We start from the raw sequence: 20,402 nt of genomic DNA on the forward strand, positions 1-20,402 counted from the left end.
GAACGCAAATGCGATGAAATATCTGCTCGTCGAGGATAATCTAGAGCTCGCCGAGGCCGTTGCCTCTCGCATTCGTCTCGACGGACATATCGTTGATCACGCTACAAAAATTGCCGATGCCTCAGCATTCGCATCGACGGGAGAATACGACCTTATCCTCCTCGATATTATGTTGCCGGATGGCGATGGCCGAAGCTTCCTCAAACAGCATCGGGCGGCCCGAAATGACACGCCTGTCATCGTATTGACGGCCCGCAGTCAGGTCTCTGATCGAATCAGCATGCTGGATCATGGGGCGGATGATTACGTCACAAAACCATTTGATCATGCAGAACTACAGGCGAGGTGCCGTGCTGTTTTGCGGCGCAAGATCGGGTCGGCACAATCCATTTTGACAGTTGGCGACATCGCTTTTGACACGCTCGCAGGGCAACTCACAGTTAAGGGGGAGGAAATCAGCCTGCGCAACCGCGAGCTGAGATTGCTGGAACTCCTCATGAATCCCAGAGGGCAAATCTTCTCAAAGCAGAAAATCATGGACCGCCTTTTTGCCTATGATGATGACGTTTCTGAAAACGCGGTTGAGGTATATATCGGGCGGTTGCGAAAACATCTGGAGGGATCAAATGTCCAGATTACGACCCTCCGAGGGCTTGGCTACCGGCTTGACCATGAACGCTAAGGTCAATGTCTCGGGGTCCCTACGCACCCGTCTGGCGGTGATCCTGACAGGCGGGGCTGCGGTCCTCGCGGCGGTGCTATTCTTTGTTGTCCGCGCCCTTGCATCACAGATCGCACAACAAGGCCAAGACAACATCCTGAACGCATCCATGTCGTCAGTCTTGGATACTGCCATCATCCGCGATGGCCGCGTTACTTTGGATTTTCCCTATTCCTCCTTTTCGATGCTGAACACCGGTGCGGACGATCGGGTATTTTACGCGATCCATGAAGGGTCACGGCTTTTGTCGGGGTATGAGGATTTGCCAGTGCCGGAAAGCCCATCAACGGACAGATCACAATTCACCACTGCAGAATTCAATGGCGAATTGGTCCGGGTGGCGACCCGAGCACGGGTTTTGATAGGCTTGGACGGGCCTCGGTTCGTGTCAGTGTCTGTCGCGCAGACACAAGACGCGCTTTCCGACGCTCTGAACACCATTTCACGCAATGTTGCACTTATTGGTCTTGGCTTCTTTGTCTTGTCTTCGGCCCTTGCCCTTTGGGCGGCGTCAACGACCAGTGGCCAATTGCATCGTCTCACACGTTCAATCACACGCCGTGGGCCACACGACCTTACTCCTGTTGCCAAACCGGTTCCGACTGAGATGGGGCCACTCGTGGGATCGCTCAATTCGCTTATGTCTCGGCTTGATCACACCCTGGCGCAATCCGAAGATTTCCTCGCCGAGGCCGCCCATCGCATTCGAACCCCTTTGGCAATCGTGAGGTCCCATGCAGAAGGCACGTTGCAGCGTGTAAAGCATGATGAAAACCGCGCAGCGTTACAGTCAATGGTCCGAGCGATCGACGAAAGCAGCCGTGCCGCGGGCCAATTATTGGACCATGCAATGGTGACCTTCAGAAGCGAGAACCTTAAAGCGGAAGATGTCGACCTGGTGGAAATTCTGCATGACCTCGTAGAACGAATGACACCTTTGGCCGATCTAAAAGACATTTCGCTGTCTCTAAAAACAGACGCGCCAGTCATTCTTTCAGGGGATATTATTCTGTTGCAAAATGCCTTTCGAAATTTGATTGATAACGCTTTGAAATACTCCCCCATCGAAACGGATGTAGAGATTGTTGTCACCAACAAGCCAAACGTCTGCGTGAGCGTTCTGGATAGCGGGCAAGGATTTGATGTCGACGAAATCCCAACCCTGTCAGGGCGGTTCGTCCGCGGAAAAGATGCTCATGTAAAGGTCGGGTCCGGCCTCGGGCTTACGATCGCCAAAGAGGTGGTAGAGGTGCATGGCGGGCAAATATCATTGCGCAACAGACCGGAGGGCGGAGCATGCGTTTCCTTACATTTCTAATCTGTTTGTTCATACCGGTCTTTGCCTCCGCTCAGGAATGGGAGGATCAAAAGCTGTTTGGTCCGGTGAACAAAGGCACCGCCCTAAGGGTATTATCAAGCACCGACACGTCGTTTTTCGCGCCGATCGTAGAAGATTTTATCAGTGCGAATCCGTCAGTTTCGGTTGAATATCTGGTTACAGGAACGGCTGACATCGACAGACGTTTTCGCGCCGCGCCCGATACCTTTGATGTGGTCATCTCCAGCGCCATGGACCTTCAACTCAAGCTCGCTAACGATGGGTTTGCCGCCCAATTGGCGGATATTGAGCACCCGCAATGGGCCCAATGGCATGACAGCCTGTTCGCCTTCACGTCAGAACCCGCTGCAATCGTTGTAAACCGCCATGCGCTCGCCGGCTTTCCGACCCCTCGGACCAGACAGGATTTGATCCGTCTGATGCGCGAAGCCCCTGAACATTTTTACGGAAGGGTTGGCACATATGATGTACGTCAATCCGGGTTGGGGTATTTGTTTGCAACTCAGGATGCACGTGCATCTGAAACCTATTGGCGCCTGACAGAGGTCATGGGGAGCATTAATGCACGGCTATATTGCTGCTCTGGGCAAATGATTGATGACCTTATCGAAGGAAATCTTGTTGTGGCGTATAATGTGTTGGGCAGCTACGCCATGGCAAGAGCATTGGACGCGGAACATTTGGCCGTAATACTGCCGTCCGAATTCCCGACGACAATGATGCGGACCGTATTTAAATCACAAAGCGCGCCTCAAAGTGACAATGCCGAAGCATTCATTCGTCATCTACTCGACCTGCAGGCACAGGGCGATCCCGTAAACTTCCCGCTTCCGCCGCTCCCCATAGGTGAGCAAAGCGAAGGGCAGACAACAATCGGCCTGAACCCCGCGCTAATGACCTATCTTGATCAGATGAAGCGCGGCTCTTTTATTCGCGAATGGGAAGACGCGATTGTGCAAGATGAATGAAGGTTTAGGGGCCTGTATCCCTTTGCCGCCTGACCGCAAGAGGTCGCCAACGCCCTGAGGAGCCTCTCGCATCCAGCGCGAAAGGCTCCTGCCAGCTTAGTATTTGGCGATCAAATTGATGAAAATACCTTCATTGTCATAAGACAGGTCGGTCAGATCATCCGAGAAATCGGTGAAGTTATAACCCACACCGACTTTGGCGTTATTGTTGATGTGATAATATGCTGCGCCCAAGAAGCCGGTGCTTGAAAGACCCGCATCAGACAGTTCGAGATGGCGTGCTTCGATCAGCAAATCCCAGTTATGCACCAGATGATACCGCGCATTAGCGACTGCAAGCCATGCATCATTATCGGTCAAAACCTCACCAGCGCTAAAGGCGCTCTCGCTCCAGCGGCCGCCCAACTTTCCGCCAATGGTCCAGTGGGGGTTGAGGTCATAGTTGGCCTCAATGCTCATCACATGGGTTTCCTGTACGGCACCAGCATCGGATTGACCGTCGATCTCCTGACCGACATCGTCAAAGAAATAGCGGTAGGTCGCGAGCACATTCAGCCGCTCGTTGAAAATCGGGCGGTGGGCGAACCCCAGAACCGCATCCACATAGCGACCGTCTTCAAAACTGTTCCCGTCTGCCCGTGTTTCGGCATAGTCGAGGTTGAACAGAAGGCGCGATTCCTCGGAAATGCGGTATTCGGCATCTGCTACGAAGAAATAGGCTTCGGTATCTGCAACAGAAGCATCTTCGTAATCGTCAAAGCGCAGTTCGATACGTCCAGCGGCCCGCAGCCTGTCATCGTCATATCGCATGCCCAAGCTTACGGCCTGACGGTCGATGTCGCCATCGTCCCTATCGCGCAGCTGTCCCAGATCATAGCTAAGCGTGTAGCTCAGATAATCGCTTTTCTTGTAGGTAACGCCATATGCGCCGATTGTCTCACGCGAGGTGCCGAAGATATCGTAGGTTTGCTCGCCAAAAACGCTGACTTTTTCATTAATGTGGCGACGGCTCCCCGCGACATAGCGGCCTCCGTTGTCATTTTTAGAAATCCCTGCATCAAGGGCACGACCGGGGTCGAGTTCGTATCCGAAATAGACCGAGCTATTGTCTTCGCGCAATTTCGTGGCCAACAGGGATGCGCCGAAACCGCCGTAGCCGTCTGACACTTCTGCGCCCACAGTCCACCCCTTGCCCAAGGCGGCGCTAAGCCCTGCGCCGTAGCGGTCGTTATTATGAAGCCCGTTGTTGGCGACCGTCACCTGCCCAAAAACATAAGTTTCGATCTCAGGCGTCACGAGATAGGCTAGTTTGAGCGCGACATCCGTCCGGTTGCCGTCGATCTCTTCGACAAGGTCGACCTCATCGAGATGCTCAATGGCGGCAGCAAAACTAAGCCTTTCTGTCAGATGAGATGCCAGCTCGGCGCCGATTTCCAACCGGTCATCGCCCACATCATTCTCATAGCCATCCAGATAGAAGCTAAAGCCAAAACTGTTTTCTTCGGGTTCGATAATGGCGAAAAGCCCGTACAGCGTTTCATCTCCGGTGGATGCACTCACCTGATAATCAAGAGAGGTAAAGCCTTCGGTCCGGTCTTCGAAATAGCCGCCGACGATACCCGTCCGCTTGGATCCGAGATCTTTGAGGTCGAACTGTGCCTCCAGCTTGATCGCCTCGCCATCGCCGTCGACCACTGGCTGTGTATCAAAGATAAAGCCGCCGTCATTGGAGAAGGTCGTGTCAAATCCCGGCCCCTCACTACGGGCATAGTCAAGCTGGACAAAGCTGTTTGCGCCGAAACGATAGCGCAGATCGACGGCACCACTTGTTTGTCGGTCGATACCGTCATCATCACTGATCGCGGAAAACCCGATTCTGAAATCGTCAGTCAGCCAATGCTCCGCCCTGCCCCCGAAGCTGAAACCGTCGATATCCCCTGTCGTCGGCGTGAACTCATATTGCACGATCAAGGTGATCGTCTCGTCTCCGCCCACCGTGCTTGAAATCAGGCGGCGGTCAAGCGTGGCCGACAGCGGTTCATTTAGCGTAACCAGACCCTGAAATTCATTGATCTGGTAATCTCGCCCCTCGACAAGCGAGACTGTCTCGATCACACGGCCCGTCACATCGTCGCGCAACTGGGCTGTGATCACCTCTGTGCCAGGTTCGATGTCCTGATGGCTCAGGAAATAGACCGAGCCCCCGGTTCCACGAAACACATCGCGGCCGACAGATTGATCCGGCTGTGCTGCATAGGCATCAAAGGTCGTCTTTGCATCGCCATGGGCAGTGACTTTCTGCGACTCCAGATGCACTTGCGCGCCGTAAACGTTCCGCTCGTTTCGGATCAGGCCGTTGCCATCCAAAGTAGCAAGAACATCCCCCCAAAGAACAAAGTTGTTATCGCGCTCGATGCGCAGATAGAACTTGCCGCTGGTGGGCGTGTTATCAACGATTGTACTGTCATCACCATAGGTCGCATATCCCGAATTGGGGTCAATCCGTTCAATGATATCGTTGGGGTCTTTGTCATCTAGGCGCTTGAAGATATTCTCAAGCTCTTCCTCGCCCGTATCCAGCGATGAGGTAATCCGGTAGCCATTCACCGTTTCACCCTCGACGTAATACTGGAAACGGCCTTTGGCTTCGGTATATTTGTTGCCCGTAGAGCCGCTGCTATAGCGGCCAAAGGTCAGGTCCGCGACGGCGACATAGAACCATTCCGATCCCGGCACCTCGATCGGGCGGGTCAAATCAACATATTGGCCGCCGCCTGCGATTGTCACATCAACCACATGGTCGCCTACCGGCAAAATCCGTTCGATCACCAGACGGCCATTCGGGTCGGGGCGGACCCGCTCACCCAACGTTTCCAGAACAGCACCCTGCGCCACATTCGTCGCCGAAACCGTGACGGTACTACCCTTCACGCGGATATTGCGGTTGCCCGTGTATTGGCTACCCTCTTCGACATCATCAAGCTGGCCGCGATCATCCGGATCAAAAAGGGCCAATGCACGGGTTTCATCATAGCGACCCTTGTCGTCATACACTCGGTGCACGACCACAACATCGCGCCCTTGCGGCAGAACCAGGCTTGTGTGCCCATTCACCTCCACCGGCACAACAGTCAGCAAACGCGGGCCACCTGCGGCACCACGGTCAATGATGCGCATTTCACCACGGGCCAAATAGGCCGGATAGTTCGACTCCGAGATCAGAGTAACGCTGTCGCCGGGGCGGTAGCGCTGTGGAGGGCCTGCGATCTCGACATCCAAGCGCGTCACAGGATCGACAGGATCAAGCTGGATCTGCACGTCAGCCTCGGCCAACGCGATATCAGCTTTGCGCACCCTGTCTTCGATCTGTGGATCGGCGTCGATCGTTTCACCATCAAGAGACAGCACAAAGCCACTGCTGTTATCGACAGGACCGGTGTCGGGCTCTGCATTTGGCGGAACGGGAAGATTCACCGTGTCCTGTGCATGACTGGCCGACCCTGCAAGGATTGCGGAAACCGCTAGGGCGGAAATTTGGTTCGATGTGCGTTTGTACATGTTCAATGTCCTATTCCCAGCGCTCATTGCAGACGTTTGATGTCGGTTTCGACAATCAGCCTGTAATGTCCGATCCGCTTCCAGCGTTTCGCAATGAGGTCTTCAAGCTTGGCCACCCGTCTCAGGGCCAGCTTTTTGTCTTCCCCGTTGGTGAAATAGCTGATGCGGATGACCGATGGTGTTTTGGCGACTTTGGTCAACAGGCTGACCAGACCATCATCAAGACGTTTCACCGGCTCTTCACCGTTGAATGCCGCAGCCGTCAGATCAACATCCAGAACCCGACCCAATGCCGCGCCAAAGTTCATCTCGGTCGCGATACCAGCCGTCAGGCGCAAGCTGCGCGGGTTTTCCGTTGTCATACGGTAGCCCGTTGGCAGCGACCTTTCATCGACCTTCAGGGTAAAGTTACGACCCGATGCATCAGGCAGCTCCGCACATGGCACATTAAAGCGCCCGTGTTCATCTGTCGTAATGATCGTACCCGTCGGTGTTGAGATCCGGATATTCGACAGGCCCAGCTCGCGCTTGTCTTCGGTCGGCAGGGATTCCCCTTTGCCGGCGTATTTACCCGTAAAGATAGACTGATCCGTGATCGCGGCACTTCGGTTATCCCGCACATCGTCCTGATAGCCGTTAAAGTTCCGGTCATCGAACACCTTGCCGATCACGTCCGAGCATTCAAAGATTGCTTCGGGCACACGGCGAACTGTTGCAGTGGCCGGTGTGGCAAGAGCTTCACCTGTTACAGGATCGGATGCACGTACAATATTGACCAGCTCACCTGTCGGTGCACTTGGCCCGACACGCGCAATCAATTGAAGCGTGATGGTCGTCGCACCCGGGATTTCAATATCTTCCCAAGTGAGGGTCCGACCTTGAACCAATGGCTCAATTGCGACGCCCTCGATTGCGCCAGTATCAGGTGTATACAAGAACCCTGATGGCAATCTATCGACCACATTCGCCTGTACCGGCAAGCCCGACGTATTCTGAACGGTGATCGTGTAAGGCACGCTCGTACCCAGAACAACTGTAGCAAGCGGGGTCGACTTGGTCAGAACCAATTGACCCACTTGCGGATCGCCGATCACCGCCTGATCCTGATCACTCAGAACAGTATTCCGTTCAAAGACAAGCCCCTCGATCGTGCCGATGATCTCACCGCTTTCGGGATCAACGAATTCGATATCAAGCGTTCCGACCGCAAACCCTTCCAATGAATAGAAACCATTCGCATCACTGGTGGTGATCGCAACAATATCGCCGTTTTCATCGCGCAGCTGCACTCTAAATCCAGAAAGCAATGTATCGTTATTGTTGAATACACCGTCCTGATCGGAGTCAAAGAAGACCAGACCGCTGACCGCTGTGTCAGGCACCGAAAGCGGGATCGCCAGAACAGTTGGATCGTTTGTCGGGTCGCTATCCGTCTGGCCGACAAAGTCAGGCGTTTCGGTACCTGATGCCCCCTCGACAACCTCGCCGCTTTGATCGGTGCCGGTATCGCTCACGTCAGTGGCAAGCAATGGCGCACCGGTCTCGGGGTCAAGCAAAGGCGTGCCGTCCCCGTTTACCGCCGTACCGCTCGCGGTTGCTGTATTTTCAACAAAGCCCGCAGTCTGATCCTCTTCGGTGATAATGTAGCTGGCCGTCAACGTGACAGAGGCAAGCGGCTCCAACCGCGCAATGGTACCCACAACACCGCCAAGCAAAGGATCGGTGACCACCACATCAAGCAGGGTAACGTCCCCTGTATTGGTCACGTCGAATGAATACAGAACCTCATCGTCCTTGCCACCCAGAACCGCGTCATTATCCGTGTCAAAGACGCTGCTCACAGACTTCACAAGCTCGATCTCGGGCTCGGCCGTGGCAGGTACGTTGAACACTGTCGGGTCATTCGTCGCATCGCCGTCAGTAGCGCCAGCGCCGTTTGCCGTTTCGGTCCCGAGCGGGTTGTCGATTGTCTCGCCGCTCCTGTCCGTGCCGGTATCGGAAATATCGCTCACGATGATGGATGCGCCCGGATTGGCCGGATCACCCAACGGAGCCCCGTCAGTGCCCAAAGCGGTACCTGAGACCGTTGCGGTATTTTCAACAAACCCGATCACGTTCACATCATTCGCAGTGACAATATAGGTTGCCGTAAAGCTGGTCGTGTCGCTGTCACCTATGCCCAGATTGATGGGCCCGCCCGCAACATCTGCAGTTGGGTCTGTGAGTGTAACATCGGCCAGCGCGACATTGCCGGTATTGGTCACCACAAAGGAATAGAACAACGTATCACCGATACCCCCGAACACGCCGTCACCATTGCTATCGGGTGCGCTTGCAACCGACTTTTGCACATCAATAGACGGGCTCGGGATCAGCAAGACAGTCGGATCATTTGTCGGATCGCTATCTGTCTGGCCCAATAGGTCAGGTGTTTCCGTCCCACCGGGATCGGTAATCACAGTGATCGCGCCATCTTCGCCCACTTCACCTGCAGTGCCAGAATCGCTGACATCGCTCGCGAGCAACTGATCGCCACCACCGGGTGCCGTGATCGGATTCCCCTGAGCATTCACAGCACCGCCCGTTGCCGTTGCGGTGTTCTGCACCCCTCCGGCATCAATATCGGCTTGGGTCAGGACATAGCTTGCGGTGAAGCTATCCGTATCGGTCTCACCCAGCGCCAGAGATACAGGGCCACCGTTTACCGCAACCAGATCATCGGCAATTGTCACATCAGCCAAGGCCACGTTGCCTGTATTCGTCACAGCAAAGCTGTAGAGTACAGTATCGCCTACGCCGATCATCGCGTCTCCGTCGTCGGTTACAGATACGATAGATTTGATCACTTCCAATTGAGGCAGCGCGTTGGACGGCACAGATGTCACTGTCGGGTCATTGCCCGGATCAGTGTCCGTGTTTCCCTCGCCATCCGGCGTTTCAGTCGCGGCCGGATCATCAACCGTGCTGACATCCGGGTTCGTCCCCGTATCCGAACGATCGGACACCACAATAGGCGCGCCGTTCAGGTCAACAAGTGGCGCGCCATCTGCGCTGACGCCATTGCCGGTAGCCACTGCCGTGTTTTCGACAAAACCGCGGGCAATATCTTCTGCAGTCACCACATAGCTGGCCGTGAACGTGACGCTATCCCCCTGCCCGACAGCCAGATCGACAGGCCCGCCTGACACTTCAGCCGTATCATCGCTCAGCGTGACACCGCTCAGGGCGATGTTGCCTGTATTGGTGACTGTGAACTGATAGGTCACCTCGTCGCCTTCACCGCCAAACAGACCGTCTTCGTTTGTGTCAAAGACATTGGAGGTAGACTTTACCAAGGTAAGCTCTGGCGTGGGCAACACGATGACAGTCGGATCATTCGTAGGATCCTGATCTGTGCCACCACTCAAATCAGCCGATTCCGTATTTGCAGGATCAGCAAGGAGGTCTGGCACACCATTCGCACCCAATTCGGACTCGGAACCGGTATCGGATATATCCGTCGCCAGCTGTGGTGCGCCCGTGTTGGGATCAGCGACCGGATTACCGGCAGTATCCACAGCAGTGCCTTGTGCCGTTGCGGTATTCTCGACCCCGCCCTGTGTGACATCGGATTGCGTAATCGCATAGGTCAGCGTGAATTCAGTGCTGTTGGAGGCACCAATCGCAAGCGAGATCGGGCCACCGGCCACAGTACCAAGCGGATCGAATACTTCGACGCTCCCAAGGGCAACGTTGCCGGTATTGCGCACAACAAAGCTATAGATCACTTCATCGTTCAATCCAGGAAGCCCGTCACCATCAAGATCGTTGAAACTGGAAGCCGATTTGATCAACTCGATGCTGGGCGCGGCAGGAACGATAAATACCGTTGGATCATTGCCCGCGACCGCATCGGTCTGGTTGCCAAGGTCTGGCGTCTCGGAGCCTTCTGGATCCGCAACAACAGTTCCGTCAGGTGCTGTACCTGCATCAGATACATCCGTCACACCAAGCGGCTGGTTGGGATTTAGCGGGTCCCCCAGTGGGGCACCATCGCTGCCAACTGCCGTACCAGAGGCGGAAGCCGTGTTTTCAACACCGCCGGCAACAATGTCTGCCTGGAGCAACGTATAGGTCGCCGTGATCTGGCCCGAGCTCACCTCGCCCTGTGCCAAACTGGCAATCGGGTTACCGGATACGGTGACACCCGCAAGACTGTCGGTAACAGTGATATCAATCAAATCTGCATTGCCGGTATTGGTCACTGTGAAGGCATAGGTGAGGGTATCCCCCGCATCTGTAACGCCACTTCCGTTGGTATCCGTGACCGAAGCCACCGATTTGACCAACTGCATTTCCGGCATCGGCAAGAACAGCACCGTCGGGTCATTTGCAGGATCACCGTCAGTTGCCCCGTTCGCGTCAGCTGTCTCATTTCCTTCGGGATCATTGATCGCTGTCGGGACACCGCTTTGTGGTACCTCCGGCTGCGTACCCGCATCCGACGTATCGGCAGCGACCAAAGGCGTACCGTTCTGGTCGCGGATCGGATCACCGGCTGAATTAACACCGTTGCCTGTCGCCTGCGCTGTGTTCTCGATCGCGCCAGCAGCTGCCTGTGCGGCCGTGATAACGGCCGTGGCGGTAAAGCTGGTGCTATCTGTGGCACCAATCGCAAGCGTGATCGGGCCGCCTGACACAGTCGCGATGTCATCGGTGATAGTCACATCCGCGAGCGCCACATTACCGGTGTTCGCAACGGTAAAGCGATAGGTAACAGTATCGCCTTCGCCAACCAGACCATCGCCCGAACTATCAGCAACAGATGCAACCGATTTGATCACACTGATCTGCGGCAACGCATTGCTGGGCACGAAAGAAACAGTCGGGTCATTGGTAGGATCATTATCAGCTACCGTGGCCCCTTCGGGTCCTTCGCTTTCGACGGCTTCAGGATCGGTCACTGTAGAGGCGTCAGGGTTCGTTCCCGTGTCAGAAACATCCGAAACGCTCAACGCACCACCATCCGGACCAAAGATCGGAGTCCCCGCGTCATTCACCGCGGCCCCCGTAACAGTAGCCGAGTTCTCCACGAAACCTGTGTCGATGTCCGCGCTGGTCACGATATATGTCGCTGTAAAGGAAACGCTGTCACCGGCCCCAACGGCCAAATCAATCGGGCCACCCGATACAGTCGCTGTCGGATCCGTCACGGTCACTCCGGACAAGCTCGTGTTGCCGGTATTGGTCACGGTAAAGCGGTAGACAAGCGTGTCGCCTTCGCCGCCGAACAAACCATCGCCCCCCGGGATATTGTCATCCATCGCATTGGCCAAGGATTTGACTATGCTCACACTCGGGGTGGCAATGAACAAAACCGTCGGGTCATTGGCAGGATCTGCATCCGTACTGCCGTCAAGCGCAGGTGTTTCTGTCGTGGCTGCGTTGTTTTGAGTGACGGGATTGCCATTGGCGTCCAGATCCGGCGTCGAGCCGCTGTCGCTGTCATCCTCGGCGGTCAATGCTACGCCTGTGATCGGATCCGTGATCGGCGCACCCGATGCATCCGTTGCCGTGCCCGATGCGGTGGCCGTGTTTTCAACACCACCCGCCTCAACATCCTGAGCTGTAATGATGTATTGCGCCGTAAAGCTAGAGGTATCCGTCGCTCCGATTTCAAGCACGATAGGCCCGCCTGAAACTGCAACCAGATCATCAGCGATGCTTACCCCGCTAAGATCGACGTTACCCGTGTTGGTCACAACAAAGCTGTAGTCAACGCGATCGCCCGCATCGACAAGGCCATTGCCATTGGTATCAACAACATCCGCCAGCGACTTTACAACTTCGATCGACGGCTGTGGCGTGATCAGGAAAACGGTCGGGTCATTGGTTGCATCCGCATCGGTAGACCCGTCAAGCGCCGCAGTTTCAGCGTCTTGCGGTGCAACAACGGTATCGCCATCAGCCGCAGTCCCTGCATCCGAGACATCCGCAACAGTAACAGCTTGGCCGCCGCCGAACGGATCCGCAATCGGCACACCCGCTGCGTCAACTGCAGTTGCCTGAACCGTCGCACTGTTTTCGATACCCCCTTGGGCCACATCATCCTGCGTCAGCAGATAGCTACCGCGCACGGTCGTATTGGGCGCGCTGCCCACCGCAAGCGATGCGATCGGGCTGCCTGTGATGGTCAGACCCGGCAGAGGATCATCAACGACAATATCCGTCAGGGCGGTATTGCCCGTATTCTCGACCGAGAAGGTGAACTGAACCTCATCCCCTGCATCTGTAAAGCCGTTGCCATTGGTATCAATCACCGCCGATACCGACTTCACAACCGCAACAGACGGTGCCGGAACCAGCAATGCCGTGGGATCATTGGTGGGATCACCGTCCGTACCATTTGCCAGATCAGGCGTTTCAACTGTTTCGGCTGCGTCAACCAGAACCGGCAGCCCAGTGGCTGGATCAATCTCGGGCTGGGTCCCTGCATCCGAGACATCATCGACCGGATCAAGCAAGGCACCCGTGCTGTCGCGCAATGGTGTCAACGGATCAGGTGTTCCATCCGGGTTGGTCGCAACAGGTGTCGCATCGACAGTTGCCGAATTCTCGATCCCGCCTGCATTGATATCCGCGTCTGTCAGAACATAGGTCGCAGTCGCAATAACAACCGGCCCTTCCATAACAGCCAGATCACCGTCGAACCCGACCGATTGCACAAGCGTAATAGGCGCAAGACCCGCATCTGTGACGGCGACATCAGCCAAAGCCGTGTTGCCTGTGTTCTGCGCAGCAAAGGTAAATGTCACCGTGTCGCCGGCATCCAGCAAACCCGAACCATTGCTGTCACTCAGACCGGTAATGGATTTAACCAATGAGATCGACGGCTCGGCCTCCAAAGGCACAAAGGTCGGATCATCATTTTCAATCGCAGGATCGCTTTCATCAGAGCTATCGGTCACAAGAGCGCCCGAAGGATTCTCGGCTGACACCACTGCCGAGTTTTCAACGCCACCAGCATCAATATCGGACTGGGTAATCGTATAGCTCGCGGTGAATGTCACGCTTTCGCCCGGCGCGATATCCGTCGGCGTCCCCTCACCCGCATCAAGGTCGGCACCAGTGCCTGCTTCATGTACCGGAGTTGGCACCGTGCCAGAGCCCGAAAACGCATTGTCCTGCGTGTTAGGCTCGTCCACAGTGACATTGTACAGGTTGACCGTGGTCGAATTATTCGTCGCCACATAGGTGTAATCGATGGTGTCACCGGCCGAGATACCGGCAATCCCGTCATCATCATTCAACACTGCCGTTTTCACCAGGCCGATTTCGCCAACTTCCGCTGGTGGGGTGATCACTGTCGGATCACCGTTACCACCGGCCACGTTTGTGGTGGCATCTGCTGTGCCGTCCGGCGCTGTATCCGTGTCAGACAGGTCTGTCGCAACCGTGCCGTCCGGCGCGGTACCGGTCGCCGTTGCCGTGTTTTCCAAGGATGCAGGTGCATTCGCCGCATTCGGGTCCACATTGACTGTGAAGGTCACACTCACGCTGTCGCCGGGGGCCAAGCTGCCATCCGTGCCGGACAGCAAGCCGTCTGTGCCGTCATAGGCTGCGTTCTGGCTCGGGGCGGTGGAGTCGCCGGAGGTGTTGGTCAGTGTCGGAGCCGCAGGAGCCGTGACAATCCCGTTGAACGCCGTGCCCAATTGGTCCGCCGCTGTCAGGTCGTCCACCAGGGTCAGCGGGCTTAGCGTCACATTCCCTGTGTTCGCAATCTCGACCGTATAGGTCACATCAACCGTGCCATCCGCCTGCAGCGTGCCTACGCTGGCAGATTTGGCAACGTCGAGTTCAGGCGCGCGCGTCAATGTAACGCTGGTCGGGTCGTCATTGTCGGTGCCTGCGCCGTTGGTTGCCTCATCCGAAATATCGCTCAACGCATTGTTGAAAGGATCAGTCGCGGCGGCGGTCGCCGTGTTATCCACCTGCCCCGCGTCCACGTCATCCTGGGTGAGTGTATAGCTTGCCGTCCATGTCAGGCTCGCGCCCGGGGCCAGATCATTCAGCGTACCCGTCGCGTCAATCGTCGTACCATCACCCGCAGCCGCAGGCACAGGCGCTGTGCCCGTCCCCGTAAAGCCCGCCGCTTCCGCCACGCTTACGTTCAGCGCGTTCAGCGTCGTGCTCGTGTTGGTCACCGTATAGGTATAGTCAATCGTATCGCCAGCGCTAACACCCGCAACACCGTCGTCATCATTCAGAACAGCCGACTTCACAAGACCGATTTCGCCTGTCGCAACGGGGGGGATAACCACGGTTGGAACCTCCGTATCGTCATCCCCTGGGGTCGGATCGGTCCCATTGCTCACTTCTGCTGTTGTCGGGTCAGTATCGTCAGCAGTTTCCGCACCATTTTCAGAGTTATCTGTGAAAGGCGTCGCCACGCTGGGCGACAATCCACTTACTTCAGCGGTATTTGCAAACGGTGCAACCGCATCAGCAGCGGCCGGATCAAGGTTGACCGTAAATGTTACGGTGAAACTGTCGTTGGGAGCCAAGACACCGCCGGTGCCAATCAAACTGTTTGAACCATTGTAGGCCGGTGACGCATCATTCGGCTGGACAGAGCCAGCTGCCGTTGCACCAGACACGGAGTAGTTCGAAATAGCCCCCACTGCTCCCGCACCGAATTGTGCTGTCAAATCATCTTCAAGCGTAAGATCGGACATGGTGATGCCACCGACGTTTTCGGTCACCAGCATATATGTGACGTCAAATGTCCCATCGGCTTGCAACGCTCCGACTGTTGCCGTTTTCGTTAGTTCAAGTTCTGGTGCCGGACAGTCGTATCCCGTGAATGTAAAAGGTCCATGGCGCAATGTCGCATCAAGCATCACAACATTCACATAGACAATCCCGTCCGCTGGAAAGTCGAGCGGGATTGTCAGGTCCGCGCCGATCCCGCTTCCAGCAACAAAGGTCGGAAGAAAACCGTCCGATTGCCCTGCTACTGATCCCGAATTCGCAATGACATTACCAGAGGTATCCGTAACCCAATAGGCTGTATGTTCCTGCGCATTTGCTGTCTGAAGTGTAACGGTATCGGATGTCCCCGGTTCGCCATCAAAACGCACTGCAAAACGGTATACTTCCGATCCGTTTCCAACAGGCACGCCGTTCTCAGGGCCATTCCCTCCACTATTATTGCTATCATCCGTAACGACGTCGGGCACCGGGCTTGTGGTGAAAGCATCCCCCGTCAAGCTGGAAGCAAGAGCGGTGTAGAAGACTTCAATCTCACCGGTCGATTGGCGGGCAAAGTTCATATAGGTGTACGGATCGTCATTCAATCCGCTGCCAAAATCGAGTTGCACTTCATCAAAGCCGGAAATGATATCGATATACCCCTCGGAGGCAAACTGCCCACACTGCCCGGGGATCAAATCCGGTCGTGCCACACGAGGGATCACCGTGCCAGTTTCGATCTGCGAAGGTGTAACAGCGGGTAATACGCCGCGCACGGGGCTGCCTGATGCTGTTGCACTGTTGTCTACGGCAGACGTTGGGCTGTTTGCGTTGCGCATATATGCCAGATCAATCTCACTTACCGGATATGTTGCGGTAAATTTTGCGATTTCGCCGGGTGCCAGAACGCTGACCGTCTGACCACCATCTGTGCTCGTGCTGACAAAGCCTGCTTCGGTTACAATCGCGAAGTTGGACAAAGAATTGCTGCCAGCACGGGTCGCTCCAACAACGGCATTAAAGGACGGGCCATTGTCCGCTGGCACGACGTTTTCGATCGATACGTTACCCGTGTTCTCAACTTCGAACGTATAGGTGATCACATCGCCAGTTTGGATGCTTGCCGGTATAGTGCTCACTGACTTCTGGATTGCCAAAGAGGGGTCCGCTGTCAATGCAACGCTGGTCGGGTCGTCATTGCCCGTGCCTGCGCCGTTGGTTGCCTCATCCGAAATATCACTCAACGCATTGCTGAAAGGGTCGGTTGCGGCGGCGGTCGCGGTGTTATCCACCTGCCCCGCATCCACGTCATCCTGGGTGAGTGTATAGCTTGCCGTCCACGTCAGGCTCGCGCCCGGGGCCAGATCATTCAGCGTACCCGTCGCGTCAATCGTCGTGCCATCACCCGCAGCCGCAGGCACAGGCGCTGTGCCCGCCCCCGTAAAGCCCGCCGCTTCCGCCACGCTTACGTTCAGCGCGTTCAGCGTCGTGCTCGTGTTGGTCACCGTATAGGTATAGTCAATCGTATCGCCTGCGCTGACACCTGCAATCCCGTCGTCGTCATTCAGAACAGCCGACTTCACAAGACCGATTTCGCCTGTGTCAAAAGGAGTGCTTACCGAAGCACTGGAATCATCGGTAACTGTCGTCCCGCTCAGATTCGATCCACCCGCAGTCGCCGTATTGTTAAACGGCGAGCTGCCCGAGACACCGTCGATCCGCACCTCGAACGAAACGGTAATGGCATCGTCAGGTCCCAAAAACCCACTGGTGCCGCTGAAGATATTCGCGGTGCCACCATCGTAATTAGCATTCAAATCAGGGGCGACCGCATCACCCGATACATTTGATAAGTTCGTAATACTTGGGGCGACAATAACCCCGGCGGACGTGTCGGTGGCATCAGAAGCGGTAAACCCCGCACCGAACTGCGATGCGAGATCATCAAACAACGTCAAGTTTTCGACGGCAAGATCGCCTGTGTTCTGCATGACCAACGTGTAGGTCACATCAAATGTACCATCCGGGTTAAGCGTTGGCGTCCCCGCAGTTTTTTCCAGCTCCACTTCGGTCGCCAAATCAACTGTCACGATCTGGTCAAGACCGTGCAAATCCTGACCGGTGTTGAAGGGTGCCCCTTGGTATTCATAATCATAGCTAATGGTAATTGCATTCAGTGCAGCACCAGTATTGTCAACGACCCCGACAAAGGTCGATGTCGCCTGTCCAACGGTGACCGTTGTTACCAGACTTCCATCTGGAAGCCTGACATCGACCGGTCCCGTCAAGCCAGACGCAACGTTCAAACCAGTCGACAAGGTGAAAAGATCATCGAGCCCCGCGGCGAATGAAATGACATCATTGAACGATCCAACTGCACCGTGATCAAAAACATCGATAATACTAAATCCCAACGCTTCATCAGGGCTAATGTCGGCAATGACACTTGTCCCTGTCGAGCTTGTATTAATGACAGGACTAATAGTCGTCGCCTGCCCTGATACAGCAAAAGCCCCGCCACCCTCACCCAATGTATAGGAGGAGGTAATAGCGATGCCGCCCGCATATGTGGCAGCAGCAGCCGTTGTCAAAGTGGGATCTTCGGCGACAGTTGCTGACCCGCGGGCTTCAAAACCCGCCCTGTCGTTGATGTAGACGTCATAATTCCCGATCGTAAACGTCTGAGCATGACCCGCGCCCGCGCCCAATCCAGCAAGGACAACTACACACAACAAATAACGCAGGGTATTCAGCAGTTCACAAACAGTGGCAAAAACCGAACGTTCATTGAAGTGGGTCATTACTTTTCCTTGCATTTTTCAGCGTAGTCTTTATATTCCGCGCCGCCAAAAATCAGCGCCGAAAATTAAAGGTAGATTTGTGTTCTAGGTAATTGTTTTGAAACGATCTGTCGGCAACTTTGTGCCCAACGGTTTCATATCTGGATCGGTTGTGGCGAGTTTATCACGCAATCGTGCCGAGAATTGATTAACAACTTATTAACAATACTTATGATTGCATTAACTACGGTCATTCATTCAGAGCATTAATGCGAGTGAGCATGCCCTATCTGCCCCCGACTAGCTAAGCACAGAGTGCCCTGGCAAACTACCGCCAACGGTTGAACGGGGCGACGATATCGGGTGCCAAGGCGCTCGAAACCTCACTTGCGCGCAAATTGCGCAGGCTGGAGGCATAAAACACGCGGCTGGGCACCGGGCTTAGATTGGGCATTCCTCCGACGAGGAAAAATTTCCGGACCAGAGGGGCCTCCGATCCGGAAAATAGCTTGATGACGAGCCTTTGCAGCCCGCCCGGGTGGCCTAGCCCTTGGAGCGCAGCCAGACTTCGACGCGCCGATTGTTTTCACGGCCCGTGTCTGTTGTGTTGCAATCCACAGGCATCTGCTCACCATAGCCCAGTTGAACAACATCCAGAGCGGCCTGCGTGGCTTCGTCGAATTCACCGTTCAACACGCTACGGACAGCCTCCGCACGCCGGAGAGAAAGAGCCGTGTTGTTGGCAGCCGGTCCAGTGCTATCAGCAAAGCCTACCAGCAACAGCTCCTGATCCGGAAACGCATTGCTGCGCATACTATCAGCGAGCCTTCTCACTTTTTCGACTGAGGCCTGATCAAGAACCGTAGAGCCGCTGATGAAATTGAATGTCATCGACAGCCGGTCTGCGGCGCGGAGCTCTCGCATCATGGATGCGAACTCGGCACCATCGAAATCAGGCTCCACAGCCGCGGTGTGGATCACGGCAACGCCCATGTCTTCCAGCTTGATCCGCTGTGGCTGTGCGCCAAGATACCCATGCTGCGAAACGCTAGGGGCTGCAGCGGCTGTTTGGGTCCAGTCGAGGAAGGATTTTGTGAATTCCTGCATCCCCACTTCGGGACCATAGGAAGTGACCGCATTCGTAAAGGGATAGTGCTGTGTCCGCAGGCCGAATTCCGAAGGCTTTGAAGTCAGACCGCAGGAACGCCGCATATCTATCATCTTGCTCTTGGTTTTGCGGGCGGTTGCCCAATGCACGATGCCCAAAGCATTGCGGTCGGCCTCGACCGCGGCAACGACCTCTTCTTCGCTGGCGTGTGTGACAACGCCGGGCGTGTCGGAGGCACGCAATCCGGTGAGCCAGCCATCTGTATCATCGCCCTCGGCGACCATATGCAGCGTAATGGGGAATTCCCCGCCGCCAAAGGGGCGCCACGAGGTGACATCGCCGCTCCAAATCTGATTAAGCTCGTTAATGCTCAGATCACGCACAGGGTTGCCGGCGTGGCCCACAACAACCTGCCCGTCAAAGGCCAAAGGATTCACAGACACAGCCGGTGCCGTGCCCGACGCCTCAAGCAGCTCGTCCATGCTGTTTTGACCATACACAAGCAGATTGGCAACGCCGTTAGAGAACGCTTGGGCTGCTTCGGCCGGATTGCGAACCTCGAGGTTGATTTCCGCAACCAACTCACCGTCATTCGAATACACCAGCACCCCTTGCGCGCCTTCGCCAGCCGCGCGGACTTCGATCCGCTGGCCATGAGCCTGTGCATATCCACCCAGCAAATCGGTCAGCACATCGTTATATTCAGATGCCGCTGTCAGGATCGTGATTCCGGGCTTGGGCTGTTCGATCGCGGGGCATGCTTCACCCAGACATTCCACATTCGAAATCGCGATACGAAATTCGCCCAGCGCATTGCGGATGACGTAATGCTCCGCTTCGACGTCGATCAGTTCGCCGGTGATACGGGTTTCATCATCCACCGAAGCCAGCACAACATCACGCGCAGCTGGCACCTCGGGTGCCTCCGCCTCAATCACAGGGCAGCCGGCACCGGTACATAGCACCCCGTTGCGCGGCACAGTAATCAGACCCAACGCACCTCTGATGGTGTAGGTCTCGTCGTTGAATTCGACCAACTCACCCGTGATAGTCACACTTTTATTTTCGGATTCAAGTGTAACAGTCTGCGCCGTCTGCGCATGGGCAACCGGTACTATTGCAAACACCATGGTGCCGGCAACCCACGTCAACAGCCGCGCCTTGAGCCCAAGTGAGGAGAGCGGCGATTTAATGGCCC

6 protein-coding genes are annotated in these 20,402 nt (G+C 55.6%); 3 read left to right on the top strand and 3 right to left on the bottom strand.

Annotation, left to right across the window (positions count from 1 at the left end):
• The first annotated feature begins 13 nt into the window (after positions 1-13).
• Genes ABJM03_RS06155 through ABJM03_RS06165 form a run of 3 tightly spaced genes read left to right on the top strand, consistent with a single transcriptional unit; the run spans position 14 to position 3,028 of the window.
• Positions 14-682, top strand: a complete 669-nt coding sequence (locus tag ABJM03_RS06155) for a response regulator transcription factor (RefSeq protein WP_348416402.1) — start codon at positions 14-16, stop codon at positions 680-682.
• Complete coding sequence (locus ABJM03_RS06160) at positions 627-2,039, top strand: sensor histidine kinase (protein ID WP_348416404.1); 1,413 nt, start codon at positions 627-629, stop codon at positions 2,037-2,039. Before ABJM03_RS06155 ends, ABJM03_RS06160 begins: the two co-directional genes overlap by 56 nt.
• Positions 2,018-3,028, top strand: coding sequence for an ABC transporter substrate-binding protein (locus ABJM03_RS06165; protein ID WP_348416406.1), 1,011 nt, complete (start codon positions 2,018-2,020; stop codon positions 3,026-3,028). The genes ABJM03_RS06160 and ABJM03_RS06165 overlap by 22 nt, the downstream gene beginning before the upstream one ends.
• A 96-nt stretch (positions 3,029-3,124) precedes the next feature.
• Here ABJM03_RS06165 and ABJM03_RS06170 read toward each other — a convergent pair whose 3' ends face one another.
• From ABJM03_RS06170 to ABJM03_RS06180, 3 genes are all read right to left on the bottom strand, one after another.
• Positions 3,125-6,586: a hypothetical protein gene (locus tag ABJM03_RS06170; RefSeq protein WP_348416408.1), complete on the bottom strand. Its 3,462-nt coding sequence runs from the start codon at positions 6,584-6,586 to the stop codon at positions 3,125-3,127.
• Between the two features lie 23 nt (positions 6,587-6,609).
• Entirely contained in the window at positions 6,610-18,117 is an 11,508-nt protein-coding gene (locus tag ABJM03_RS06175) for an SdrD B-like domain-containing protein (protein ID WP_348416410.1), read from the bottom strand.
• A 522-nt stretch (positions 18,118-18,639) separates the two neighbouring features.
• A complete protein-coding gene (locus ABJM03_RS06180) occupies positions 18,640-20,355 on the bottom strand; it encodes a phosphate ABC transporter substrate-binding/OmpA family protein (protein ID WP_348416412.1) in 1,716 nt (571 codons plus the stop codon).
• Positions 20,356-20,402: the final 47 nt, after the last annotated feature.

This window comes from Sulfitobacter sp. (genome assembly GCF_039977885.1).
In the GTDB taxonomy this organism is placed as follows: Bacteria; Pseudomonadota; Alphaproteobacteria; order Rhodobacterales; family Rhodobacteraceae; genus Sulfitobacter.